This window comes from Martelella mediterranea DSM 17316, assembly GCF_002043005.1.
In the GTDB taxonomy this organism is placed as follows: Bacteria; Pseudomonadota; Alphaproteobacteria; order Rhizobiales; family Rhizobiaceae; genus Martelella; species Martelella mediterranea.
Window position 1 is genome coordinate 2,302,004 of sequence record NZ_CP020330.1, and the last position, 25,358, is coordinate 2,327,361.

Sequence of the window (25,358 nt, forward strand, 5' to 3'; positions counted from 1 at the left end):
GCGGGCGAGTTTCATGGCGTGAAATGCGTGGGGCTGCCGCTGGCGCAGCCCTCTGCTTCCTCTACTCTCCCGCTTCAAGCCTTGACTGGCGCGCCTGCCGGAAGTGGAAAGGCGTTTCGGCTTTCACTGGAGGAAATGGCAAGCCGACCGTCGGGCGACTGCATTCGGAGGAGCAGGCCTCAGGGCCGCAGGAGGAGAAAAAATGTTTCAGAAGCTCTCGATCATCGCCGGATTGGCCTTGATGCCGGCATCGGCCGTTCTGGCCGACGATGTCAAATTACCGAGCACGATTGCCGTCACCGCGGCCGATGTCGGCGGAACGTCCTATAACCAGGCGATCGCCATCGGCAAGGCGCTGCAGGACGCCTATGGCGTTTCGCTGCGCGTGGTCGGCACCGGCAATCCGCAGGCCAAGGTGGCGCCGGTGCGCGAGGGCCGCATGCCGTTCTCGATCGCCGGCAGCGACGTGTTCTTCGCCTTCGAGGGGGTGGATGACTACGCCTCGCCGGATTGGGGGCCGCAGGATCTGCGCGCCGTCAGCCTCGTCGGCGGCGACAATTGCCTCACCTATATCGTGGCCGGCGACGCCGGGATCGAAACCATGGCGGATTTCAAGGGCAAGCGCATTCCCTGGGTCGTCGGCTCCAGTCCGCTTCAGGCCAATGCCAAGGCGATGCTGGCCTTTGGCGGGCTGACGATCGACGATGTCACCCTTGTCGAAATGCCGAGCTATGGCGCGGCGATCGACGCGATGATCAACGGCCAGGTGGACGGCGTGACCACGGTCAGCACCGGCGGGCTTGTCGAAAAAGCGGTCGCCGGTCCGCGCGGCCTGAAATATATTCCCTATCCCCATGACGATGCCGAGGGCTGGGCGCGGATGCGCGAGGTCAATCCGCATTTCGCCAAGCGGGTCGCGACCCAGGCGGCGGGCGGTCTCAAGGAGCCGCTGGAATGCATCGGCGTGCCCTATCCCGATGTCATCACCTATTCCGAGGATGACGACCTCGTCTACAATTTCACACGGGCGCTGATCGATCAGGTCGACGTCTATTCCAAGGCCGATCCGAGCACGGCCGGCTTTGCCGCCGACAAGCAGATGTTCGAGTGGACGGTTCCCTATCATGAGGCTTCGATCAAGGCCTATAGGGAGGCGGGCGTGTGGACCGACGAACTCGACGCCCACAATGACGCGCTTCTGGCGCGCGCCGCCGTGCTCGCCGATGCCTGGGCGACGACCGAGGATATTCGCGGCGATGCCGACTTTCAGGCAAAGTGGATGAAAATCCGCGCGGAGGCCCTGCAGGCGGCGGGCATGCCGGCCTATTTCGAATAGACGAAAGCGCGATATGTCCGACACTACGGTCAATAACGATGTTTCAGGCGGGGACACGGTCTCCGCCAGAGAACTCGGGGGCGCGGCGCGCTGGATAGCCCGGCTCGCAACGGTGGCACTGATCGTGCTGTCGATCAACCAGGCCTTCAACATCAGTTCGCGCATGGGCTATACGCTGATCGAGCAGCAATATCTCTATACCGTGCTGTTCCTGACCATACCCGTCGCCTTCCTGCTTTTCCCGATGCGGGCAAGCCAGGCAAAGCGCGGGCCGACGATCATCGACTGGGTTCTCGCGGGCCTCTCGGCCGCCTGCTTCATCTTCTTCATCTATTACGCCTACTCGATCATCCGCTATGGCTGGGAGATGATGCCGCCCTTCAACACGGTCATTGTCGGCGCGGTGCTGTGGGTTCTGGTGATCGAGGCGGCGCGTCGGGCCGGCGGGTTGGTTCTGGCCGTCATCGTGCTGTTTTTCTCCGCCTATCCGCTTTTCGCCGACAAGCTGCCCGGGCCGATCTCGGCCTTTGCGTCGCCGTTCGAATATGTCGCGGCCTATCACGCGATGTCGCTCGAGAGCATGATGGGGATACCGCTCCGGGCCTTCGCCAATCTGGTCTTCGGCTTCATCCTGTTCGGCGTGGCGCTGGAGCATACCGGGGCAGGGCGGTTCTTCATCAATCTCGCCTTCGCCCTGCTCGGCCATGTGCGCGGCGGGCCGGCCAAGGTGGCGATCATGTCGAGCGGGCTGATGGGCTCGCTTTCGGGCAGCGTCGTCACCAATGTGCTGACCACCGGGGTGATGACGATCCCGGCGATGAAGCGCTCGGGCATGAAGGGCGTCACGGCGGCGGCGATCGAGACTTGCGCCTCCACCGGCGGCGTGCTGATGCCGCCGGTCATGGGCGCCGCCGCCTTCGTGATGGCGAGTTTCCTGCAGGTGTCCTATTCGACGATCGCGCTCGCCGCGGCCATACCCGCGCTACTCTATTTCTTCGGCCTGTTCATCCAGATCGATGCGCGGGCCGCTCGCGACGGGCTCAAGGGACTGCCCGAGGCGGAACTGCCCGATCTGAAGCAGACACTGAAGGAAGGCTGGCACCATAGCTTCGCGATCGTGCTACTGGTCTTCATGCTGCTGGTCATGCGCCAGGAATCGCTCGCGCCCTATTATGCGACCGCGATTTTGCTGATCATCAACCAGATCGTCTCGAAGGACGGACGCTGGGGCAGGAAAGAGGTGCTGGCCTTCATAGATGGCAGCGCGCAGCTGTTTTCCAATCTTGCCGCGATCCTTGCCGGCGTGGGCATGATCGTCGGCGGTCTGTCGATGACCGGGCTTGCCGGCACGCTGGTGAACGACCTGCTGTTCATCGCCGGCGGTAACCCTTACGTGCTCTTGATCATGGGCGCGGTCACCAGCCTTGTGCTCGGGGTCGGCATGCCGTCCACGGCCTGCTACATCTTCCTGGCCATCATGCTGGCGCCGGCGCTGATCCAGGCCGGGCTGGAGCCGATCGCGGTGCATCTGTTCATCTTCTACTGGGGCATGCTGAGCTATATCACGCCGCCGCTTGCGCTTGGCGCGTTTGCGGCCGCCTCGGTTGCCAAGACGCCGCCGATGCAGACCGGCTATGAATCGATGAAGATCGGCTCGGTGATCTATTTCATCCCGTTCTTCTTCGTACTTGATCCCGGTCTGGTTCTGGTCGGGCATTGGCAGAACATCGTGTTTTCCAGCGCGCTCGCCGTGTTCGGCGTGTTCATCTTCGCCGGGGCAATTCAGGGCTATCTGGCGGGGATCGGACCTCTGTTCACGAGAACGCCGGCGGGACTGTTGTTGCGGGTGCCTATCCTCGTGGGCGCGGTATTGATCGCCCTGCCGGGCGAGGCCATTCCGGGCGTCAGCGATGTAGAACTGCTGATCGCGGGACTGGCGCTGATCGCGCCGATCCTGACCGCGGCATTTATCCTGAACCGCAGGACGGCTGTCGCCGCTGCCTGAAGCGTCCCAAAGGCCTCAAACGCCGGATTATTGCGCGTGAGAGGGCAACGGGCTAAGAGTTTCGGCCGGGTCGCCGGAGACGATCGTTTTTTGCGCTTGCGGCGAGATAGCCGGTCCCGCCTTTGCCGGGCGCGCTTGAGAACGGGCGCACCGCATGCAATGTGAGGGGCAATGCCGAAGACGATAGCCAGGGTCGAGGACCTTCTCGATACGCTTTCAACGTTGCCGGCCGGCGCGCGCCGGCTCGTTGCGATTGCCGGGGCGCCCGGCAGCGGCAAGTCCACGCTTGCTGACGACCTCGTCGCCCGGCTCAATCGGCGTGCGCCGGGCTCAGCCGCCGTCATTCCGATGGACGGGTTTCACCTTGATGACGGGTTGCTGAAGGCGCGCGGAACGCTGTCGCGCAAGGGCGCGCCCTATACGTTCGATGTCGGCGGGCTGGCGGCGATGCTCCGCCGTCTCCGCGCCAACGAAGAGGATGAAATCATCGTTCCGCTGTTTGACCGTAAACTCGAAATCTCCCGAGCGGGCGCGCGCGCTGTCCCGCGCGCAGTTCCGCTGTTGGTGGTCGAGGGCAATTATCTGCTGCTGGACGAGCCCGGCTGGCGCGAACTTCGCGCCATTTTCGACCTGACCATCAGTCTCGATGTCCCATTCGATGTTCTGAAACAAAGGCTTTTGCAGCGCTGGACGGATATGGGTTTTGCGCCGGAAGCGGCGCATGCCAAGGCCTATGAAAACGACCTCCCCAACGCCAGGACCGTCATTGACCGCAGCCACCCGGCGGATATCGTCTTCCGGCCGGTTGGCTGACAGTCTTTTGGCTCAGCTCACGCCGCCAAGCAGCTTGGCGTTGCCGCCGGCCGCGGTGGTGTCGACGCAGACATGGCGTTCCTTCAACGCGTGGCCGGCATCCGGCGCGCCCGTCACCAGCGGCAGGATCGGGCCCTTGCGGCTGGCGAGTGCCTTGCGGAGCGCCCGCGCGGTCTCCTCGTCGCCCCACCAGAGAACGGCTGAAATGCCTTCCAGATCGGCAAGGCTTTCCGGCGCGATCGAGCCGGTTGCGACGGCCGGACGACCGCCCTGCGCGCCGACCATCATCGCCTGCTGTCGGGCGGCCTCCTTGCCTGGGCCGAGGCAAAGCAGCGGCGCGCGGGGCAGCGCGGTGAGCACGTTCGATTCGCCCGTTGGCCCGGGAAGCGTGTCGCGGAACACGCGGCCCGACTCGACGGCCGCGCGCGCAATTTCGTCCCTGAGCGCTGCCGGCGACATTTCCGTATCCCAGGCCTCGCTAGCGGTCTCGGCCGCGTGTTTGCGGAAACGGTCGAGATAGCGCGGGCCGCCTGCCTTCGGGCCGGTGCCGGACAGGCCTTCGCCGCCGAAGGGCTGGCTGCCGACGATCGCGCCGATCTGGTTGCGGTTGATGTAGATGTTACCGGCCTGGATGCGGTCGGAAACGTGCTGCACGCGGTCGTCGATCCGGGTCTGGAGGCCGAAGGTCAGGCCGTAGCCGGAGGCGTTGATGGCATCGATCACCGCGTCGATCTCGTCCGCCTCGAAGGTTACCACATGCAGGACCGGGCCGAAGATTTCGCGCTCCATATCCGCGATGCCGCCAATCCTGATCAGGGTCGGGGCGATGAAATGGCCGGTGTCGGGCGTCGTGGTCGTCTTGAGGATGCGTCCCTCGTCCTCGGCGACGGCGAGATATTCGGCAATGCCCGCCTTGGCCTCGGCATCGATGACCGGGCCGACATCGGTGGAAATATGCCATGGCCGCCCGATCCTGAGCGCATCCATCGCGCCCGTCAGCATGCGCAGGAAATGGTCGGCAATGTCCTTCTGGACGTAGAGGCAGCGCAATGCCGAGCAGCGCTGGCCGGCCGACTGGAACGCCGACTGGACGATGGCCGCGACCGCCTGTTCCGGCAGCGCCGTGCTGTCTACGATCATCGCGTTGAGGCCGCCGGTCTCCGCGATGAACGGCGCGCCGGGCGCGAGGTTTTCGGCCATGGCGCGGTGGATGATCTGCGCTGTTTCGGTGGAGCCGGTGAAGGCGACGCCGCCGACCGCCGGATTTGAGGTCAGCGCCTTGCCGACATCGCCGGCGCCGGGTAGAAGCTGAAGCGCGGTTTCGGGCACGCCAGCCTCATGCAGAAGCTGGCAGGCGCGGAAAGCGATCAGCGGCGTCTGTTCGGCGGGCTTGGCAAGCACGGCGTTGCCGGTTGCAAGGGCTGCGGCGATCTGGCCGGTGAAGATCGCCAGCGGAAAGTTCCACGGGCTGATGCATGCAAAGACGCCGATCGGCGGCGCGCCCTCGGCCTGTCCGGCGTAGTAGCGCAGGAAATCCACCGCCTCGCGCAGTTCGGCAACCGCGTCCGTAAGCGTCTTGCCGGCTTCGCGGGCGAGAAGCGCGAAGATTTCGCCGAAGTTTTCCTCGTAGAGATCGGCGGCCTTTTCCAGCACCTTGCGGCGCTCGCTGGCGTCGGCCTCCCATGGGCGTGCAGCCGCGCAGGCGGCATTGACGGTTTCAGCCGAAGCCCAGGTTACGCTGCCGACGATATCATGCTGGCGGGCCGGATTGTTCATCTCGGCCGTCTCGCCGGCGGGGGCTTCACCGGCAATGATCGGTCCCGCCTGCCAGCGATGGCTCTCGAACCGATCGCGCGCCTCATCGATCATCGCCAGCGTCGGGCGATGGGCGAGATCGAAACCGGCGGAATTCTGCCGTTCCGGCGCAAACAGGGTGGAGCCGGTCCGCAGCTTGGTCGGCTTCACCTTGTCGAACGGATCGGCGGCAACGGTTTCCGGCGGCACATCCTCGTCGACGATCTGGTTGACGAAGGAAGAGTTGGCGCCGTTTTCAAGCAGGCGGCGGACCAGATAGGCCAGAAGATCGCGGTGCGCGCCAACGGGCGCGTAGATCCGGCAATGGGTGTTGTGGCGTTCCTTCAGGATCGAATGCAGCGCCTCGCCCATGCCGTGGAGGCGCTGGAACTCCCAGGCCTGGTTGTCGCCGGCCATATCCAGGATTGCCGCGCAGCTATGGGCGTTGTGGGTGGCGAATTGCGGGTAGATCCGGTCGGTCATGCCCAGCAGCTTGCGGGCATTGGCGATATAGGAAATGTCTGTGGCGGGCTTGGCGGTGAACACCGGGAAACTGTCGATGCCCTCGACCTGGGCAAGCTTGATCTCGGTGTCCCAATAGGCGCCCTTGACGAGCCGCACCATGATCTTGCGGTCGAGCCGGGTCGCAAGCGCGTAGAGCCAGTCGATGGTCGGCCCGGCGCGCTTGCCGTAGGCCTGCACCACCACGCCGAACCCGTCCCAGCCGGCAAGCGACGGCTCGGACAGAACCGCCTCGATCACGTCCATCGACAGGCTGAGGCGGTTGGCCTCCTCGGCATCGATATTGAGCCCGATGCCGGCGGAACGGGCAAGCTGGGCGAGCGTGCGCAGACGCGGCACGACATGATCCATCACCGTGTCGTGCTGGGCTTCTTCGTAACGCGGGTGGAGCGCGGAGAGCTTGACCGAGATGCCGGGATTGTTGCGGATATCGTCTGCGGTCGCGGCTTCGGAGATCGCGCCGATCGCACGGGAATAGGCGAGGTGATAGCGTTTGGCATCGCCTTCGGTGCGGGCGGCCTCGCCGAGCATGTCGTAGCTGTAGGTGTAGCCCTTTTCTTCCATGTTCGCGGCGCGCTTCAGCGCAGAGGCAATTGTCTCGCCGAGCACGAATTGCGAGCCCATTTCCTTCATCGCGCGGCCGACGGCGGTGCGGATCACCGGTTCGCCGAGGCGCTTCACCGCGCCGCGCAGTGTGCTCACCACGCCCTTGTTTTCTTCCTTGAGAACCCGGCCCGTCAGCATCAGCGCCCAGGTCGAGGCATTGACCAGCGGCGAGGTGGAATGGCCCATATGCCGGCCCCAATCCGACGGCGCGATCTTGTCCTCGATCAGCGCGTCGATGGTTTCGGCATCGGGCACCCTCAGCAGCGCCTCGGCGAGACACATCAGCGCGATGCCCTCATCGGTGGAAAGGCCGTATTCGGCGAGAAACACCTCCATCATGCCGGGCTTGGCATGATTGCGGATGGCGCGCACCAGATCGGCCGCGTCTTCCGAGATGCGGGCGCGATCCTCGGCGCTCAGCTTCGCCTCATCGCGGAGCCGCTCGATCAGTTGCGCCTCGTCGGCATAGGTGCCCGCGTCGATAGCGTTGCGCAGGTCTGCCTCATTGTTTTCTGTCATGACAATTCCCTCTGGACTACCCTATTATAATCGGTAGACGGCAGGCGTTTTGCCTGATTGATATGAAAAATATTATCGTTTCGTCTGAATTTGAGGGGTTTTCCAGTGAATGAGAGCAGTGCCGATCTCGACCGATTCGACCGCGCAATCATGAGCACGCTGGCCGAGAACGGCCGCATCTCGATCACCGATCTCGCCAAACGCATCGGCCTGTCGAAATCGCCGACCCAGGCGCGGGTGCGTCATCTGGAGGAGGCTGGCATCATCAGGGGCTATCGCGCCATCCTCGATCCCATTCAACTGGGCCTCGACTATGTCGCCTTTGTCGAGGTGAAGCTGTCGGATACGCGCGAGAAGGCGCTGTCGGAATTCAACAAGGCGGTGGTCGGGCTCGTCGAGGTCGAGCAGGTGCACATGATCGCGGGACGCTTCGATTACCTGCTGAAAATCCGCACCGCCTCGATGCGATCCTACCGACGGGTGCTCGCCGAGCGGATTTCGACGCTCCCGCATGTGGCCTCGACCTCGACCTATATGGCGATGCAGTCGATCAAGGAAAACGGCATTTCAGAGGACGGCTGATGGCGCTGGAGCATCGGGCGATTGGTCGGCATCGCCCGATGCTCCAGAGTCGTTCTTTTGGCGCGTCGGGTTAGCGGAAAACCGGTGACCACTTTTCCGCCCGACGCTTTATCCGCCGCGGATCGAAGAGCGCCATACGAGCTCGGCATGCAGCGTCACGGTCGGGCTTGCAGCGGGTGCGGAAAGCGGGGCGGAGAGCCACTCGACCGCCTGTTGGGCGATCTGGTCCACCGGCTGGTCGAAGGTCGTGAGATCGTAGGATTCCCAGCCGGCCTGTTCGATATTGTCGAAGCCCGCGACGCAAAGCTGATCGGGGATCGACAGCGAAAACTGGTTGCGCGCGGCATCCATGAAGCCGCAGGCGAGCAGGTCGGTGGCGCAGAACACCCCGTCTGGCCGGTCCTTTCGGGTCAGCAGGCGCTGGGCGAGCGTGCGGCCTGAAGCATAGGCCGTCTGGCCGTAGCGCTCGACGATCACCTCGATGCCCTCGGCCTGTCCCGCGGCGAGGAAACCGCGTTCGCGCGCCAACAGGCTCGGCGTCATCGAGGCCGAATTGGCGAAGGCGAGGCGTCGGCAGCCGGCGCGCAGGAAGGCGGTCAGGATCCGCCGCGCGGCCTCGTCATTGTCGAAATTGATCCTGAGCGGGCCTTCCTGATCGTCATCGCGGTTGATCAGCACCAGCCGCTGGCCGTTGCGCAGACAGAGCTGGACGATCGACTTGTCCGGCAGGCCCGAGAGAATGATGGAGGCATCCGCCCGGTAGCTGATCGCCTGGCGCAACGCCTTGTCGGCGCTGCCGTCGGAACGGTCGGTGTTGACCAGCATGGCGATCTTGCTGTGATCCTGCAGCTTCTGGGTAATGGCGCTGACGAGCGCAGAGCGATAGGGGGTCGCGACTTCGGAGGCGATCAGGCAGACGATCCCGCTTTCATTGCGCATCAGCCCGCGGGCGAGATGGTTGACGTGGTAGCCGAGCTCCTCGGCCGCCGCCATCACCTTGCGGCGCGTTTCCGCCGAGACGCTGGCGCCCGGCGTGAAGGTGCGCGAGACGGCTGAGCGGGAAACACCGGCGCGGCGAGCGACTTCCTGCGCGCTGACAAATTCTTTCTCGGCCATCGTTCCCCCTCGACAACCTCATTCTGCTTTGGAATGCACTGTTGTGCAACAAAGCCTTTATGAAGTTTTTGCGACCGAGCATTGACTTTCGAGAGCGGCCAAAGCGCATGGTGCACACCTTTGCAGCGACGCATGCACTGTTCCCTGCGTTGCTCCTATTCGATGGCGGCAGTGCGGAGCGCCCGGCGCTCAGCCCACCGCGATCGTCTTCTTCTCCTTCACCGCCCGCACGGCCGCATCCGCAAGCGCGAGCGCCATCAATCCGTCCTCGATCGAGGGCGAGGGGGCGGTGTCGTTTTCGATGCTGTCGATGAAGGCGGAGATTTCCGCGGCATAGGCGGCGGTGTAGCGGGTCATGAAGAAATCATGCAGCGGCGGACGGGTGTAGCCATCCTTGTTGGCGATCTCGATCGACACCGGGCGCTGGTTTTCGGCCGACACCGAGCCGAGCGAACCCAGCACCTCGATGCGCTGGTCGTAGCCATAGGCCGCGCGGCGCGAATTCGAGATCACGCATTGGCGTCCGCTTGCGGTGGCGAGCACCAGGCTGGCGCTGTCGTAATCGCCGAGTTCGCCGATTTCCGGATTCACCAGTACGGACGCCGTGCCGGAAACGGTGGCGATCTCCTCGCCAAGCAGGAAGCGGGCCATGTCGAAATCATGGATGGTCATGTCGCGGAAAATGCCGCCGGAGACCTTGATGTATTCCGCCGGCGGCGGGCCGGGGTCGCGGCTCACGATCGTCACCATCTCGACATCGCCGATCCGGCCATCGTCAATCGCCGCGCGCACCGCCAGGAAATGCGGATCGAAGCGGCGGTTGAAGCCGAGCATGACGCGCCCGCCCACCTCTCTCACCACGTCGGCGCAGGCGCGGGCGCGGGCGACATCGAGATCCACCGGCTTTTCGCAAAAGACGGCCTTGCCGGCGCGGGCGAAGCGCTCGATCAGGTCGGCATGGGTGTTGGTCGGGGTGCAGATGATCACCGCGTCAATGCTGCCATCGGCCTCGATCGCGTCGATGGTCATCACCGCAGCACCGGTCGCCTCGGCGATTGCGGCGGCAGCCGGCGCCATCGCGTCGGCGACGGCCACCAGCCGGGCGCGCTTGTCCTCGGCGATCGCCTTCGCATGTACCTTGCCAATGCGGCCTGCGCCCAGCAGCGCTATCGTCGTGACCATGTTATCCTCCCGGTGAGCGCTGCCGGGCATGCCGGCGGCGTAAATCTTGTTGGAATATATATTCCATTTTGCTAGTTTGCGGCATGGTTTATGTCAATATCATTGTTGAGGGGAATCCATGACGGCGCCGGCCACGATCAGGGAATTCGAGGAACGACTGGCGGAGCTTGCCGGCACAATGCCCAAAAGGCTGCGCCAATGCGCGGATTTCGTGGCCGCCAACCAGGACAGGATCGCGGTTTCGACCGTGGCGGAAATGGCTGAGGGCGCGGGCGTTCAGCCCTCGGCCTTCATGCGGTTCTGCCAGATCATCGGCTTTTCCGGCTTCTCGGAAATGCAGAAACTGTTTCGCGATTCCTATGTCGGCGGCTGGCCGGATTACCGCACCCGGCTCAAGCATCTGCGCGAGACGGCGGCGGGAAGCCCGGTGGCGCTGCTTGCCGAATTCACCGATGCGGGCCGGACCTCGCTGGAAGGTCTGCTGAAGACGGTGGAGCCGGCCGAACTGGAGAAATCGGTGGGACTGCTTTCCGAAGCGAAAATGATCCACATCATCGGCCTCAGGCGGGCGTTTTCGGTGGCGACCTATATCGCCTATGCCTTCGAGCGGATGAATGTGCCGGCCATGCTGCACGGCGCGGTCGGCGGACTTGCCAATTACCAGGCCGTGCGCCCGGGCGATGTGGTGATCGCCATCAGCTTCGCGCCCTATACCGCCGAGACGGTGGCCTTTGCCGAGCAGGCGGCCGAAAACGACATTTCCGTGGTCGGCATCACCGATACGGTCGTCAGCCCGTTGCGGCCGTTTTCCGCCGCCACGCTTTCGGTCACCGAGGTGGATTTCGGGGCCTTCCGTTCGCTCTCCGCCACGCTCGGTCTGGCGATTGCCCTGACGGTCGCCGTCGGCGCCGCGCGCAATGGTTCGTGAGGCCTGAAATCCGAATAATTTTATTGAAATGAGAAAAAATAGAATTTATAGTCTAAAATGAAATTTGGACGGACGTCGTGACCCCACGCGGCGCAGAGGCCGGGAACGATTCCGGCAGGGAGGCATCATTGTCGTCACTTGACCTGATCACCATCGGCCGGTCGTCGGTCGATCTTTACGGCGCGCAGGTTGGCGGGCGGCTGGAGGACATGGCCTCCTTCAACAAGTATATCGGCGGTTCGCCCACGAATATCGCCGCGGGCACAGCGCGTCTCGGCCTCAAGTCCGGACTGCTGACGCGCGTCGGCGACGAGCATATGGGGCGGTTCATCCGCGAGCAGCTCGTGCGCGAGGGCGTCGATGTGCGCGGCGTCAAGACGGATCCGGAGCGGCTGACGGCGCTGGTCCTGCTCGGCATTCGCGACCAGGAACAGTTTCCGCTGATCTTCTACCGCGAGAACTGCGCAGACATGGCGCTGTCGGAAGAGGATATCGACCCCGCTTATATTGCCGAGGCGCGCTGCGTCTGCGCCACCGGCACGCATCTTTCCCATCCCCGCACCGAGGCCGCCGTGCTGAAGGCGCTCAGGCTGGCGCGCGGGAACGGCGCGCGGACCGCGCTCGACATCGACTACCGTCCCAATCTCTGGGGCCTTGCCGGCCACGGCGCGGGCGAAAGCCGCTACATCGAATCGGATGCCGTCACCGCCAAGCTGCAATCGACCCTTGGCCTGTTCGATCTGATCGTCGGCACGGAAGAGGAGTTCCACATCGCCGGCGGCAGCACCGATACGCTCGCGGCGCTGAAGGCCGTGCGAAGGGTCTCGAAGGCGACGCTGGTCTGCAAGCGCGGCCCGATGGGCGCTGTGGTGTTTGATGGCGACATCCCCGCGAGCCTCGATGACGGCCAGACAGGCGAGGGATTCCCGATCGAGGTGTTCAACGTGCTCGGCGCCGGCGACGGCTTCATGTCCGGCCTGCTGAAGGGCTGGCTGAGCGACGAGGACTGGCCGACCAGCCTGAAATACGCCAATGCCTGCGGGGCTTTCGCGGTGTCGCGTCATGGCTGCACGCCGGCCTACCCAAGCTGGGAGGAGCTGCAGTATTTCTTCCGCACCGGCATTCGCGACAAGGCGCTGCGCAAGGACAGGGCGCTGGAGCAGGTGCACTGGTCCACCAACCGCACGGGCGACTGGCCGGAAATGCGCGTCTTCGCCTTCGACCACCGTATCCAGCTTGAGGAGATGGCGGACGAGGCGGGCGTTGCGCATGACAGGCTCGGCCCGTTCAAGGAACTCTGCCTGAAGGCCGCGCTCCGGGTCGCCGATGGCAGGCCGGGCTACGGCATTCTCTGCGATGGCCGGCTCGGGCGTGTTGCGCTCTATGCCGCCACCGGAACGGGGCTCTGGATCGGTCGCCCGGTGGAGCTGCCCGGCTCGCGCCCGCTTGAGACCGAGGCCGAGATCGGCCCGGATTTCGGCGGGCTCGGCGAATGGCCGGTCGATAATGTCGTCAAGGTGCTCTGCTTCTATCATCCGGATGATGACGCCGCCATGCGGGCCGGGCAGGAGGCGACCGTATCGCGTCTGTTTTCCGCCGCGCGCCGCAACGGGCTCGAATTCCTGCTGGAGGTGATTCCGTCCAAGGTTGCTGCCATCCACGACGACACCACAGCGGCGATTATCGACCGCTTCTATGAGATCGGCGTCTATCCCGACTGGTGGAAGCTGGAGCCGATGAAATCGGCAGAGGCCTGGGAAAAGGCATGCGCGGCGATCGCTCGCCACGATCCCTATGTGCGCGGCATCGTCGTGCTGGGGCTCGATGCGCCGGCAGCCGAACTGGAGGCAAGCTTCGCGACGGCGGCGAAATTCGATCTGGTCAAGGGCTTCGCCGTCGGCCGCACGATATTCGGAGACACCGCGCGCAAATGGCTCGCCGGCCGTATCGACGATGATACCGCCATTGCCGAAATGGCGGAAAAATACCGCAGTCTCGCCGCAGTCTGGGACCGCGCGCGCAAGGAGAATGCAGCATGAAAACCATCCGGCTCACGGCGGCGCAGGCAACGGTGCGCTATCTCGCAAACCAGTATAACGAGGACGGCGAGCCCTTCATCGCCGGCGTTTGGGCGATCTTCGGCCATGGCAATGTCGCGGGTCTGGGCGAGGCGCTTTACGGCATGCGCGACACGCTGCCGACCTATCGCGGCCAGAACGAGCAGACCATGGCCCATGCCGCGATCGCCTATGCCAAGCAGTTGCGGCGCACCCGCGCGATGGCGGTTACCTCCTCCATCGGCCCGGGCGCGCTCAACATGGTCACGGCCGCCGCCCTTGCCCATGTCAACCGGCTGCCGGTGCTGCTGCTGCCGAGCGACGTCTTCGCCAATCGCGGGCCCGATCCGGTGCTCCAGCAGCTTGAGGATTTCGGCGACGGCACCATGACCGTCAATGACTGCTTCCGTCCGGTGAGCCGCTATTTCGACCGCATCATGCGCCCCGAACAGCTGATCACCGCATTGCCGCGCGCCATGCGGGTACTGACCGATCCCGCCGAATGCGGCCCGGTGACGCTGTCGCTATGCCAGGACGTACAGGCGGAGGCCTTTGATTTTCCCGAGACGCTGTTTCAGAAGAAGGTCTGGCGCCAGCGCCGGCCGGAGCCGGACGCGGCCGAGTTCGAAGCCGCCGTCGCGGCGATCGAGGCCGCGAAGAACCCGGTGATCGTCGCCGGCGGCGGGGTGCATTTTTCCGGCGCGACGGAGACGCTCACGGCATTCGCCGAGCGGCATTGCGTTCCCGTGGTCGAGACGCAGGCCGGCAAATCCGCGCTTGCCTGGGATCATGAGCTGAATTTCGGCGCGGTTGGCGTTACCGGCACGGCAAGCGCCAACGCGGTTGCCGAAAAGGCCGATCTGGTGATCGGCGTCGGCACGCGGTTTCAGGATTTCACCACCGGCTCGTGGTCGCTGTTCAGCCATCCCGAGCGCCGGATACTGGCGCTCAACGTGCAGCCCTTCGACAGCGCCAAGCACGATGCGATCCCGCTTGTGGCCGATGCCCGCGTGGGGCTCGAAAAGCTGAGCGCGGCGCTGGGCGACAAACGCTTTGCCGAGCCCGATGCGACGTTGAAGGTCGAATGGTTTGCGAAGGCCGACGCCTATACCGCGAAGCCCGAAGACACCAATGCGCTGCCGACCGACATGCAGGTGATCGGCGCGGTCCAGCGCGCCGCGCGCGACAACACCGTGGTGATGTGCGCCGCCGGCACCATGCCGGGCGAGCTGCACCAGCTCTGGAAGGCGAAGCTGCCGCTCTCCTACCATATGGAATACGGCTTCTCGACCATGGGCTACGAGATCGCGGGCGGGCTTGGCATCAAGATGGCGGAGCCGGAGCGCGACGTGATCGTCATGGTCGGCGACGGCTCCTACATGATGGCGAATTCCGAGCTTGCGAGCGCCGTCGCCATGGGCGTCAAGATCACCGTCGTGATCACCGACAATCGCGGCTATGGCTGCATCAACCGGCTGCAGATGGCGACCGGCGGGGCCGAGTTCAACAACCTCTACGCCCATTCCAATCACGAAAACCCGATCGCCATCGATTTCGCCGCCCACGCGGCGGCTATGGGCGCGAACGCCACCAAGGTCGCCTCGATCGCGGAACTTGACGATGCGCTGGCCGCGGCGCGGGAGGCGAGCGCGGTGACCGTGATTGTGATCGACACCGATCCCTATCCGACGCCGGATGCCGGCGGCCACTGGTGGGATGTCGCGGTGCCGGAAGTCTCCGAACGGAACGAAGTCAACGAAGCGCGCGCCGGCTATGAGGCCGCGCTCAAGAAGAGAAGCTGAGCATGATCCTCTACGGCACAAATCCGATTGCCTGGACCAATGACGATGACCGCAGCCTCGGCGCCCATATCAGCCTCGAGCAATGCCTGGACGAGACCGCGAAGATCGGTTTCGACGGTATCGAGAAGGGGCACAAGTTCCCGCAGGACCCCGAGGGCCTGAAGGCGGTGCTGGAACCGCGTGGGCTGAAATATGTCTCCGGCTGGCATTCGCTCAACCTGCTCACGCATTCGGTCGAGGACGAGAAGAAGGCGATGCAGCCCGCGCTCGATCTCTTGAAGGCGATGGGCGCGAAGGTCATCATCGTCTGCGAGACCTCCAACGCGATCCACGGCGATGATGGCAAGCCGGTCAACGACCGGCCTAAGCTTGCCGATGACAAGTGGGCAGATTTCGGCGCGGGCGTTGAGGCCCTGGCGCAATATGCCGCCGATCAGGGCATCGCGCTGGTCTACCATCACCATATGGGCACGATCGTCGAGACCGAGGATGAGATCGACCGGCTGATGGCAAACACCGGGCCGGCGGCAAGGCTGCTGCTCGACACCGGCCATTGCCTGTTCGGCGGCGGCAATCCGGAACGGCTGGCCGCAAAACATATGGCCCGCGTCGGCCATATCCACGCCAAGAACGTGCGGTCTGCCATTGCCCGGCGGGTGCGCGACGAAAATCTCTCCTTCCTCGAAGGCGTGCGCCGCGGCGTGTTCACCGTGCCGGGCGATGCCGAAGGCGGCGTCGATTTCGCGCCCGTGCTGAAGATTGCTGCCGATGCCGGCTATCAGGGCTGGCTGGTGATCGAGGCCGAGCAGGACCCGGATGTGCGCAATCCGTTCGAATATCAGTCGCTCGGGCTGAAAAGCCTAAAGGCGATGGCGACGGAAGCGGGTCTCGACACCGCCGCCTGAGGCGGACGACAGAAAAAGGGAAAGCAAGCGATGAGCAATCTTCTCAGAAAACCGACGGCCGCTTCGGGCAAGGTGCACGACATCACGCCGGAAACCGCGAACTGGGGCTATGTCGGCTTCGGGCTCTATCGCCTGAAACCCGGCGAAAGCGCGCACGAAGACACCGGCGACACCGAAGTGATTCTCGTGCTTGTCGAGGGCAAGGCCGAGATTGCGTCGGGCGATGTCTCCTTCGGCGCGCTTGGCGAGCGCATGAGCGTGTTCGAGCGCCTGCCGCCGCATTGCGTCTATATTCCCGCTGGCAGCGAATGGTCGGCCACCGCCACGACCGATTGCACGCTCGCGGTCTGCACCGCGCCGGCAAAGCCCGGTCGCAAGGCGCAGGTGATCGGCCCGGAAGGCATCGCGCTGACCGAGCGCGGCAAGGGCGCCAATACCCGCTACATCTATCCGATCGCCATGGAAGAGCGCGATGTCGCCGACAGCCTACTGGTGACGGAGGTGTTCACGCCTGCCGGCAACTGGTCCTCCTATCCCCCACACCGCCATGACGAGGATCGCTTCCCCGACATGACCTATCTGGAGGAAAGCTATTACCACCGCCTGAACCCGGCCCAGGGCTTCGCCTTCCAGCGGGTGTTCACTGAGGACGGTTCGCTGGACGAGACCATGGCGGTGGCCGATGGCGATGTGGTGCTGGTGCCGAAGGGGCATCATCCGTGCGGCGCGCCCTATGGCTATGAACTCTACTATCTCAACGTCATGGCCGGGCCGCTACGCAAGTGGCGATTCGAAAACCATCCGGATCACGACTGGATCTACCAGCGCGACGCCAAATCCGAGTAAAATCGGGTCTTCCGGGGAGGGCGGGACAGGCGGTCTGGCGACGGTTTTCCAGGCTGCCTTCAGCTCAGAGGCTCCGGGCGGTTCATAACCTTACGCCTCGCGTCAAAAAAATATCGCGGGGCGCTTGCCGAAGCAGGCAGGCTGTTTTATAGAGCAGCCGCTGGTCACGGAGTGTAGCGCAGCCTGGTAGCGCACCTCGTTCGGGACGAGGGGGTCGCAAGTTCGAATCTTGCCACTCCGACCATCGCAATTTCCCGAAAAATTCCTGAAAATTTGCGCCTTGAGGCTGTTATTCGACTTCGCGCAGAGGGCGGAAGCTCATGCGGTGAAGCGGGCAGGGCCCGGTGTCGATGATCGCCGCGCGATGGACCGCGGTGCCATAGCCGACATGGCCGTCAAACCCGTAGGCGGGATAGATGGTCGCGGCCTGTGCCATCATCCGGTCGCGGGTGACCTTGGCGATGATCGAGGCGGCGGCGATCGATAGCGAACGGGCGTCGCCCTTGATCACGGCTTCGGCGCGGCACGGGATTCCGGGCGGCTGATCGCGACCATCGGCAAGCACCATCGCCGGCGGCAGCGCCAGGCCCAGCACCGCGCGGCGCATCGCATCGAGGGAGGCCCGCAGGATGTTGATCCGGTCGATCCGGCCGGGACTGCTTGAGGCGACCGAAACCAGCGCCGTATCGAAGATCGCCTCGAACAGCGCCTCGCGGGCCTTGGCCGTGAGCTTCTTAGAGTCGTTCAGGCCTTCGGGAATATTATCCGGGTCGAGGATGACGGCGGCCGCCACCACCGGGCCGGCAAGCGGGCCACGGCCGGCCTCATCGCAGCCGGCGACGGGCCAGAACCCGCGCAAACGCGCAGCACTTTCCAGCGAAAAATCAGGCACTGCCGGCGGCAGATCGAAAAGGGCAGGAGAATCGGAAGGAAGCGCGGATGACATGAAGTCATTTCACACCGCCTTCCGATCTCCCGCAAGTCCCCTTCGGAGCAATTCTGAGAACTGCTCATGTGCGGCAGTGAAGGGGACCTCTTCGGCCGGGTCCAAGGGCTTTCCCGGCCGGAAAGGGATCAGAACAGGTTGAGCTGCGCGCCGCCGCCATCGGGCGGGGTGAACAGGTCTTCCCTCAGCGCCGTGCTGCGGCGGGTGAGCTTCAGCCGCTTGACGGCCATTTCGAAGCGGCGGGCGATCTGCCAGGCATAGGGGCCGCTGCCCTTCATCCGCTTGCCGAATTCTGCGTCATAATCCTTGCCGCCGCGCATCGATCGGATCAGGCTCATCACATGGCGGTAGCGGTCCGGATGGTTCTCCAGCAGCCAGTCCTTGAACAGCGGCGCGACCTCGAGCGGCAGACGCAGCAGGATATAGCTCGCCTCGGTCGCGCCGGCCGCAGCGCCGCTGTCGAGGATCCGTTCCAATTCGTGATCGGTCAGCACCGGAATGATCGGCGCAACGGAGATGCCGACGGGTATGCCTGCCCCGGCAAGCGCGCGGATCGTCTCCAGCCGGCGCGGCGGGGTGGCGGCGCGTGGCTCCATGCTCCGGGCAAGCTTGCGGTCGAGCGTGGTCACCGACATCGAAACCTTGACCAGATGCTTTTCCGCCATCTGCGACAGGATATCGATATCGCGCAGGATCAGCGCGGATTTGGTGGTGATGGAAACCGGATGGTTTGCATCGGCAAGCACTTCCAGCACCTGGCGCATGATCCGCCATTCCTTCTCCACCGGCTGATAGGGATCGGTATTGGTGCCGATCGCGATGGTCTTGGCATGGTAGCCGGGTTTGGAAAGCTCACGGGCAAGCTGGCGGGGCGCATCTGGCTTGGCAAACAGCCGGGTTTCGAAATCAAGTCCGGCCGACAGCCCCATGAAGCCGTGGGTGGGCCGCGCGAAGCAGTAGATGCAGCCATGCTCGCAGCCGCGATAGGGATTGATCGAGCGTTCGAACGGCACGTCCGGCGAGGTGTTGCGGGTGATGATCGACTTCACCTTCTCGACCTGCACCTCGGTGGCAAAGGCCGGCAGATCCTCCTCCAGATGCCAGCCGTCGTCAAAGCCCTCCCGGCTTATCGGCTCGAACCGGCCGGACGGGTTGGCGGTCGCCGCGCGGCCGCGCCGGCGTCCATGATCGACCGGGTCGAAATGACGGGTCGGGGGCGGCGTGAAGCCGGCGATGTCCATATCGAATGCGTCTTCCATGATCATCTCCCGTCTGTTTTACCGGAGGGTCTTCATGCCCTTTGGCAACACCTGACAGGAAATATAGGTTAACTTTTAGAACAAAGCAAGAACATACGACGCGGCTTTCGTTCACATGGGCGTTCGCCCTTGGCAAGAGCCGTGCAAATTGCCTAGATAGCGGCATGTTAAGCGTTCTGATCGAAAGCAGAAATCAGGAGGCCGAGCTTGCGCACACGCTCTCGGCTCTGGTCGCTGGCGCCGTCGAGGGGCTTGTCAGCGATGTCATCGTTCTCGAACACGGCGCCGGCGAGGGCGTCGAGCGCGTGGCCGATGCCGCCGGCTGCCGGTTCATGCGGAGCTGGGACCTGCCCGACGTCATCCGCCAGTCGCGCGGCGATTGGGTGCTCGTTCTGGAGCCTGGCGCGCGGCCGCTTTCCGGCTGGGTGGAAACGGTGTCGGAGCATATCGCGCTGGAAAACAGTCCCGCGCGGTTCTCGCGTTCGAAAAGGCACCGGCGCTCGCTCCGGCAACGGCTTTTTTCGAAACGCTGCCCGCTGGAAGTGGGCGTGCTTCTGCCCAAATCCATGGCCCTGGAAAAGGCCAGTGCCGGTGGTGATTCGCCGTTCCTGCTCGCCCGAAGGCAGATGACGCGGCGGCTTTCCTGCGAGATCATCCCGGCCTGGGCGATGATCCGGACCTGACCCGAATCAGGCGCGATGCCGGCGTTTACGCGTTCCGCTTCAGGTGTTCGTCCAGCCGGGGCATGATTTCCACGAAATTGCAGGGCATGTGGCGATAGTCGAACTGCTGGGCGATGATCCCGTCCCAGCCATCCTTGCAGGCGCCGGGCGAGCCCGGCAGCACGAAGACGAAGGTTTTTCCGACGAGCCCCGCGGTCGCGCGCGACTGGACCGTCGAGGTGCCGATCTTCTCGAATGAAATCCGGTGGAAGATCGCCGAAAAGCCGTCCATCCGCTTGTCGAACAGCGGCTCGATCGCTTCCGGCGTCACATCGCGGCCGGTAAAGCCGGTTCCGCCTGTGGTCACCACCACATCGATCGCGTCATCGCCGCACCAGGCTTTCACCGTTTCGGCAATCGCCGTTCGGTCGTCGCCGACGATGCGGCGATCGGCCAGAACATGACCCGCGGTTTCGATCCGCGCGGCCAGCGTATCGCCGGAGCGGTCGTCGGCAAGCGTCCGGCTGTCGGAAACGGTGAGCACGGCAAAGCGGACGGGAATGAAGGGGCGGTCGCTCATGCGGCATCTCCTGAAGAAATTGTGGTCGTGGCAACGACGAACCAGTCGGGATAGGCGGCCGCAAGGTTGCGCGCCGCAATCTCGGCGCTCGCAAGATCGGGGTAGAGCCCGAAACAGGTTGCTCCCGATCCCGACATGCGCACGAGTTCGGCCCCGGTCGCCGCCAGCGCATCGGTAACGGCAAAGATCACCGGCGCGATGCGGCTTGCGGGAAATTGCAGATCGTTGCGCGCGCTCTTGATGAGGGCAAGCCAGTCCTCGGCCCGTTGCGGCATATCGCCGTCCAGAATTGGCGAATTATCGCGATGTTCCAGCGCCCCGAAAACCTCGGGCGTCGCGACCTGGTGCAAGGGGTTTACAAGCACGAGGAAGAGCCTCGGAAACCCGATTGCCGGCGTTATCGCATCGCCGATCCCGCGCGCAAACAGCGGCTTTCCGGCAAGGCACATCGGCACGTCGGCGCCGAGCGAAAGTGCGAGCGGCGCGGGTATTTCTCCGGGCAGGCGCCAGAGCCTTGCAAGGCCGCGCAAGGTCGCGGCGGCATCGGCCGAGCCGCCGCCGATGCCGGATGCGGGCGGCAATTGCTTTTCCAGGTGGATATGCACAGGCGTCGCCGAAAACCCTTCCGCCTCGGCATACTCCCGCAGCAGGTTGCGGGCCTTCAGCACCAGATTGCCGCGGTCCGGTTCATCCCCGCGCGGCACGGCGTCGGCAAACCGGCCGGAAAGCGTGAACCGGTCGGCATCGGCTTCCGCGAATGTCAGCCGGTCGCCGAATGTGGCGAACGTCACCAGCGTGTCGAGCAGATGATAGCCATCGCCGCGCCTGCCGGTGACATGAAGCGCAAGGTTGATCTTGGCGCGGGCGTCGACCGTCAAAGCCGCGCCGTCAGCCGTGGTCACGGCGTCTTGACGGCGTCTCCGTCTCCCTCAGCCTTGGCAAGCGGCGTCTTGTCGTCTTCAAGCGTCAGCCCGTTGGCGATCTTGTCGTTTAGCTCCGGCACCAGGTCCTCCGGCGGGTCGTCGGAAAGCGCCTTCTTCCACTGGTAGATCGCCTCGAGCTTGCGACCCACCTGCCAATAGGCATCGCCAAGGTGATCGTTGATCGTCGGATCGCCGGTGTCGAGCACCACCGCGCGCTCAAGCTCGCGCACCGCGTCGTCATAGCGCCCGAGCCGGAAATAGGCCCAGCCGAGCGAGTCGATGATATAGCCATCATCGGGGCGCTGATCGACGGCCTGCTGGATCAGGTCGAGACCCTCCTCCAGATTGATGCCCTGATCTATCCAGGAATAGCCGAGATAGTTCAGCACCTGCGGCTGGTTGGGATAAAGTTCGAGCGCCCGTTTGAAATCGGGTTCGGCCTTGTCCCACTCCTTCAGCCGCTCATAGGCAATGCCCCGGCGGTAGAAAATGCCCCAGTCCTCGGGCGAGGCGACCGGACCGATGCGCGCCACCGCCTGGTCCAGCAGATCGGCCATCGCCTGGAAATCCTTTTGCTCCGAATAGACGCCCGACAGCGCCAGATAGGCGCGGCGGTCATCCGGCGCCTCTTCGATCAGCGCGGTCAGGTGGTCGCGCGCCTCGTCAAAGCGATCGAGCCCGGCAAGCGCAAGTCCCTGCTGCAGTTCGGCGAGACGATATTGCGGGGCATCCTCGGGAATGCGCGAGAAATAGCCGAGCGCGCGCTCCGGCTCGTCATTGGCGGCGGCAACCACGCCGCGAAGATAAAGCACATCGGTATCTTCCGGCGTCAGCGCCTCGGCAAGCGCCAGATAGAGCGTAACAATATCATCGCTGCCGCCCTGATTGAGCGCCGCCGCCACTTCGAACAGGGCGCCGCTGGCGCCCTCCGCAGCGGTTTCCGGCAGCGACTGGATCGGTTCGCCGGCCTCGATGCGTTCACGCACCGGATTGAGCACGGCCGGATTGAGGCCGTAGGTCTCCGCGGTCGAGACCGTATCGAGCGCCTTGCGGGTATTGCCGGCCTTGGCCTCGATCGCCGAAAGCGCGATGACGGTCTTCAGCATCGTGTCGGGCGAGGTCGCCGAGCCCTGGCGGTCGAGCAAGGCATCGTTGAAATAGCTGCGCGCCTTGGCGGTATCGCCGGAAGCGGCCGCAATCGCGCCGGCATTGTAATTGGTGAAGAGATCGTACCAGGGCGGGCCGGAGAGCGCGTCGACCGTCTTCAGCGCTTCGTCGGTCTTGCCCTCGCCATAAAGCGCCCAGGCTTGAAGCAGGCCGGAAACCAGGTCGTTGAGCGGCGCGCCGCCATAGGCTTTGAAACGGGGAATCGCTTCCGCGTAGCGTCCGTCCTGCAGGGCCGCGAGCCCGAGCGCCAGCTCGCGCACGGGCACGAGTTGCGGTTCGTCGGATGTCCTGTCCGCCTGCGCCTCGGCGGCCTTCAGGTCGCCGTTGAAGATCAGGGTGACGAACAGCTGATTGTTGGTGCCGCTGTCATAAGGTTCGTGCTGCAGCGCCCGCCGGAAATAGGCGATCGCCCGTTCCAGGTCATTGTCCATGGCAGCGGTCTGGCCGGCCAGCAGCGCGCCGGCAAAGCTCAACGCGCCCTGGGCATCATAGGCCGGGTCGTTCACCGTCGCGTCCTTGGCGCCCGCCGTCATCGGCAAGGCCAGCGCTGCGGCAAAAAGCATGGTTCTCAGGCGACGTTTCTTCAGGCTGGTCATCCGCTCCCTTTCATTGACGGTCCGGCATTGGCAGTCCGGGCGGCACCCGCCGATCAGTTGATCCGCGCGATGCAGAAGTCGATCACTTCCTCAAGGGCGTGACGGCCGTCGGAACGCGGCAGACCGGACAGTGCCGCGCGCGCCGCTTCGCCATAAGATAGGGCACGATCAACGGAATCGGCGAGCGCTGCGTGTTTTTCGAGGAGGAATCGGGCTTTTTCGAGGGCGGCATCGTCGTTCTCGCCGCCTTCGATGGCATTGCGCCAGAACGCCTTTTCGTCGTCGTTGCCGCGCTGATAGGCGAGAATGATCGGCAGCGTCACCTTGCCTTCGCGGAAATCGTCGCCGACATTCTTGCCGAGATCGGCGCTGTCGCCGCCATAATCGAGCACATCATCGACGAGCTGGAAGGCAATGCCGAGCGCCATGCCGTAATCCCGCAAGGCCTTGCGGTCGGCAGCGGTTGCGCCGGCGATGATCGGCCCGACTTCGGCGGCGGCGGCGAACAGCTCGGCCGTCTTGCCGCGGATGACGGCGATATAATCATCCTCGGTGGTTTCCATCTTCTTGGAAACGGAAAGCTGCAGCACTTCGCCCTCGGCGATCACGGCGGCGGCATCGGAGAGCACCGAGAGGGCCTCCATGGAGCCGGTTTCCACCATCATCCGGAAGGCCTGGCCGAGCAGAAAATCGCCGACCAGAACGCTTGCCTGGTTGCCCCAGATCATCCGGGCGCTGGATTTGCCGCGCCTCAGATCGCTCTCGTCCACGACATCGTCGTGCAGCAGCGTTGCGGTGTGCATGAATTCGACGCTGGTCGCGAGCCGGATATGATGCTCGCCGCGATAGCCGAACAGAGCGGCGGTCGCGAGCGTCAGCATCGGCCGCAGCCGTTTGCCGCCGGATGAAATCAGGTGATTGGCGACTTCCGGAATCATTTCGACATCAGAGCCCGCCTTCGACAGGATCAGCGCGTTGACGCGCTCCATGTCGGAACGGGTCAGGTCCACGATGGGCTTGACCGAGCCGGATGTTTTGTTCTCTTTAACCAGTGGTGCGACGGAACCCAAGTGAGCTCGCTCCTTTTCATGCATTCATGCCGACAATAGGGAGCGGCATAAGCAGCGACAAGGGGCAATGTGCTCCTTTCACGCGAATTTCGGGAGTGAAGAATGGCCCTTGTCAATCTGTTGAGGACCAATGACGCCGTGGTGCTGGGCCTTGTCGAAAGCCTCATGAAAGAAGCCGGAATCCACTATTTCGTGGCGGATCGCTCGATGAGCGTGATGGAGGGTTCGCTCGGCCTTCTGCCGCGCCGGCTGATGGTGGAAGAAAGCGCGAAGGCGGAGGCCCGCGCCTTGTTGATCGATGCCGGGCTCGGCAAGGAACTGGAGCCGGAATGACGGCCGAGGCTTCCACCGTCGACGCGTTCCATCGCGGGCGGTTCCATCTCGTGCAACCGAAGGGAAGGGGGCACCGCGCCGGCATGGATGCGATGCTGCTCGCCGCGATGGTCGAATCGAAGGCCGCAAGGGGCGAGAAGGGGCTGCGCATCGCCGATCTCGGGGCCGGGGCAGGGGCTGCCGGATTTGCCGTTGCCGCCCGCATTCCCGAGGCAGAGGTCTCGCTGTTCGAGCTTTCGCCGGAGATGGCGGATTTCGCCCGCCGCTCGATGGCGCTTGCGGAAAACGCCGCGTTCAACGCCCGCATGAAAGTCTTCGAGGCCGATGTCACGCTTACCGGTGCGCGACGCAATGCCGCGGGCCTTGCGGACGACGCCTTCGACCACGTCATCATGAATCCGCCCTTCAACGCGGCCGGTGACCGAAAGACGCCGGACCGGCTGAAACAGGTCGCCCATGCGATGGAGGAGGGACTGTTCGAGGCATGGATCCGCACCGCCGGCGCGATCCTGAAGCCCGGCGGCCAGCTCTCCCTGATCGCCCGCCCGCAATCGCTCGCCGACATCATCGCCGCTTTCGGCATGCGTTTCGGCGGGATCGAGATCACGCCGGTGCATGCCCGCGCCGGCGAGGATGCCTTCCGCGTCCTGGCAAGCGCCATCAAGGGCTCGCGCGCGCGGCTCTCGCTGCGCCCGCCTATCATCATGCATGGCAGTGACGGCCACGCCTTCCTGCCCGAGGTTGATGATCTCAACAATGGCCGGTCATGCTATCCGCGCCGTCAAACCGGCAAAACGGGCTGATCAAGG

21 protein-coding genes and 1 tRNA gene are annotated in these 25,358 nt (G+C 64.3%); 13 read left to right on the top strand and 9 right to left on the bottom strand.

Features of this window, described 5'->3' with window-relative positions; all coding sequences use genetic code 11:
• The first annotated feature begins 202 nt into the window (after window positions 1-202).
• The 3 genes from Mame_RS10780 to Mame_RS10790 all read left to right on the top strand — a co-directional run bounded on the left by Mame_RS10780 (window position 203) and on the right by Mame_RS10790 (window position 4,154).
• Entirely contained in the window at window positions 203-1,336 is a 1,134-nt protein-coding gene (locus Mame_RS10780; protein WP_018062651.1) for a TAXI family TRAP transporter solute-binding subunit, read from the top strand.
• 13 nt (window positions 1,337-1,349) lie between these two features.
• Window positions 1,350-3,341: a TRAP transporter permease gene (locus Mame_RS10785; RefSeq protein WP_018062650.1), complete on the top strand. Its 1,992-nt coding sequence runs from the start codon at window positions 1,350-1,352 to the stop codon at window positions 3,339-3,341.
• Between the two features lie 171 nt (window positions 3,342-3,512).
• Window positions 3,513-4,154 (top strand): nucleoside triphosphate hydrolase, encoded by a 642-nt coding sequence (locus tag Mame_RS10790; RefSeq protein WP_018062649.1) that lies wholly within the window; start codon window positions 3,513-3,515, stop codon window positions 4,152-4,154.
• Between the two features lie 12 nt (window positions 4,155-4,166).
• Here Mame_RS10790 and putA read toward each other — a convergent pair whose 3' ends face one another.
• A complete protein-coding gene (putA, locus tag Mame_RS10795) occupies window positions 4,167-7,595 on the bottom strand; it encodes a bifunctional proline dehydrogenase/L-glutamate gamma-semialdehyde dehydrogenase PutA (RefSeq protein ID WP_018062648.1) in 3,429 nt (1,142 codons plus the stop codon).
• 105 nt (window positions 7,596-7,700) lie between these two features.
• Between putA and Mame_RS10800 the strand changes: the two genes are divergently transcribed.
• Window positions 7,701-8,177, top strand: coding sequence for an Lrp/AsnC family transcriptional regulator (locus tag Mame_RS10800; RefSeq protein ID WP_018062647.1), 477 nt, complete (start codon window positions 7,701-7,703; stop codon window positions 8,175-8,177).
• Window positions 8,178-8,285: 108 nt separating this feature from the next.
• Here the strand turns inward: Mame_RS10800 and Mame_RS10805 are convergent, their stop codons facing one another.
• Together Mame_RS10805 and iolG are read right to left on the bottom strand one after the other, a co-directional pair.
• Window positions 8,286-9,293 (bottom strand): LacI family DNA-binding transcriptional regulator, encoded by a 1,008-nt coding sequence (locus Mame_RS10805; protein ID WP_018062646.1) that lies wholly within the window; start codon window positions 9,291-9,293, stop codon window positions 8,286-8,288.
• Between the two features lie 189 nt (window positions 9,294-9,482).
• Entirely contained in the window at window positions 9,483-10,475 is a 993-nt protein-coding gene (gene iolG / locus Mame_RS10810) for an inositol 2-dehydrogenase (RefSeq protein WP_018062645.1), read from the bottom strand.
• Between the two features lie 118 nt (window positions 10,476-10,593).
• Here iolG and Mame_RS10815 point away from each other — a divergent pair, with 118 nt between their 5' ends.
• From Mame_RS10815 to Mame_RS10840, 6 genes are all read left to right on the top strand, one after another.
• The gene (locus tag Mame_RS10815; RefSeq protein ID WP_018062644.1) at window positions 10,594-11,403 is read left to right on the top strand and encodes a MurR/RpiR family transcriptional regulator; all 810 of its coding nucleotides are present in this window, start codon (window positions 10,594-10,596) and stop codon (window positions 11,401-11,403) included.
• 128 nt (window positions 11,404-11,531) lie between these two features.
• The gene (locus Mame_RS10820) at window positions 11,532-13,442 is read left to right on the top strand and encodes a bifunctional 5-dehydro-2-deoxygluconokinase/5-dehydro-2-deoxyphosphogluconate aldolase (protein ID WP_018062643.1); all 1,911 of its coding nucleotides are present in this window, start codon (window positions 11,532-11,534) and stop codon (window positions 13,440-13,442) included.
• On the top strand, window positions 13,439-15,262 hold the full coding sequence (gene iolD / locus Mame_RS10825) for a 3D-(3,5/4)-trihydroxycyclohexane-1,2-dione acylhydrolase (decyclizing) (RefSeq protein WP_018062642.1): 1,824 nt from the start codon (window positions 13,439-13,441) through the stop codon (window positions 15,260-15,262). The genes Mame_RS10820 and iolD overlap by 4 nt, the downstream gene beginning before the upstream one ends.
• 2 nt (window positions 15,263-15,264) lie before the next feature.
• The gene (gene iolE / locus Mame_RS10830) at window positions 15,265-16,167 is read left to right on the top strand and encodes a myo-inosose-2 dehydratase (RefSeq protein ID WP_018062641.1); all 903 of its coding nucleotides are present in this window, start codon (window positions 15,265-15,267) and stop codon (window positions 16,165-16,167) included.
• 30 nt (window positions 16,168-16,197) lie between these two features.
• Window positions 16,198-17,013, top strand: a complete 816-nt coding sequence (iolB, locus tag Mame_RS10835) for a 5-deoxy-glucuronate isomerase (RefSeq protein WP_018062640.1) — start codon at window positions 16,198-16,200, stop codon at window positions 17,011-17,013.
• Between the two features lie 167 nt (window positions 17,014-17,180).
• Window positions 17,181-17,257, top strand: a tRNA-Pro gene (locus tag Mame_RS10840).
• A 45-nt stretch (window positions 17,258-17,302) separates the two neighbouring features.
• Here the strand turns inward: Mame_RS10840 and Mame_RS10845 are convergent.
• Together Mame_RS10845 and Mame_RS10850 are read right to left on the bottom strand one after the other, a co-directional pair.
• Window positions 17,303-17,959, bottom strand: coding sequence for a ribonuclease HII (locus Mame_RS10845; RefSeq protein ID WP_018062639.1), 657 nt, complete (start codon window positions 17,957-17,959; stop codon window positions 17,303-17,305).
• Window positions 17,960-18,087: 128 nt separating this feature from the next.
• Window positions 18,088-19,200, bottom strand: a complete 1,113-nt coding sequence (locus Mame_RS10850) for a PA0069 family radical SAM protein (RefSeq protein ID WP_051085054.1) — start codon at window positions 19,198-19,200, stop codon at window positions 18,088-18,090.
• Between the two features lie 182 nt (window positions 19,201-19,382).
• Here Mame_RS10850 and Mame_RS10855 point away from each other — a divergent pair, with 182 nt between their 5' ends.
• Window positions 19,383-19,901: a glycosyltransferase family protein gene (locus Mame_RS10855; protein ID WP_018062637.1), complete on the top strand. Its 519-nt coding sequence runs from the start codon at window positions 19,383-19,385 to the stop codon at window positions 19,899-19,901.
• 25 nt (window positions 19,902-19,926) lie between these two features.
• Here the strand turns inward: Mame_RS10855 and moaB are convergent, their stop codons facing one another.
• Genes moaB through Mame_RS10875 form a run of 4 tightly spaced genes read right to left on the bottom strand, consistent with a single transcriptional unit; the run spans window position 19,927 to window position 24,216 of the window.
• Window positions 19,927-20,460, bottom strand: coding sequence for a molybdenum cofactor biosynthesis protein B (moaB, locus tag Mame_RS10860; RefSeq protein WP_018062636.1), 534 nt, complete (start codon window positions 20,458-20,460; stop codon window positions 19,927-19,929).
• Window positions 20,457-21,362 carry a 4-(cytidine 5'-diphospho)-2-C-methyl-D-erythritol kinase gene (locus Mame_RS10865; RefSeq protein ID WP_018062635.1) on the bottom strand — a complete coding sequence of 302 codons (906 nt, stop codon included), beginning with the start codon at window positions 21,360-21,362 and terminating at the stop codon, window positions 20,457-20,459. The genes moaB and Mame_RS10865 overlap by 4 nt, the downstream gene beginning before the upstream one ends.
• Window positions 21,359-23,146, bottom strand: coding sequence for a tetratricopeptide repeat protein (locus tag Mame_RS10870; protein WP_018062634.1), 1,788 nt, complete (start codon window positions 23,144-23,146; stop codon window positions 21,359-21,361). Before Mame_RS10870 ends, Mame_RS10865 begins: the two co-directional genes overlap by 4 nt.
• A gap of 53 nt (window positions 23,147-23,199) precedes the next feature.
• Complete coding sequence (locus Mame_RS10875) at window positions 23,200-24,216, bottom strand: polyprenyl synthetase family protein (RefSeq protein ID WP_018062633.1); 1,017 nt, start codon at window positions 24,214-24,216, stop codon at window positions 23,200-23,202.
• Window positions 24,217-24,318: 102 nt separating this feature from the next.
• Between Mame_RS10875 and Mame_RS10880 the strand changes: the two genes are divergently transcribed.
• Window positions 24,319-24,549 (top strand): putative signal transducing protein, encoded by a 231-nt coding sequence (locus Mame_RS10880; protein ID WP_018062632.1) that lies wholly within the window; start codon window positions 24,319-24,321, stop codon window positions 24,547-24,549.
• Complete coding sequence (locus tag Mame_RS10885; protein ID WP_018062631.1) at window positions 24,546-25,352, top strand: tRNA1(Val) (adenine(37)-N6)-methyltransferase; 807 nt, start codon at window positions 24,546-24,548, stop codon at window positions 25,350-25,352. Before Mame_RS10880 ends, Mame_RS10885 begins: the two co-directional genes overlap by 4 nt.
• The last annotated feature ends 6 nt before the right edge of the window (window positions 25,353-25,358 follow it).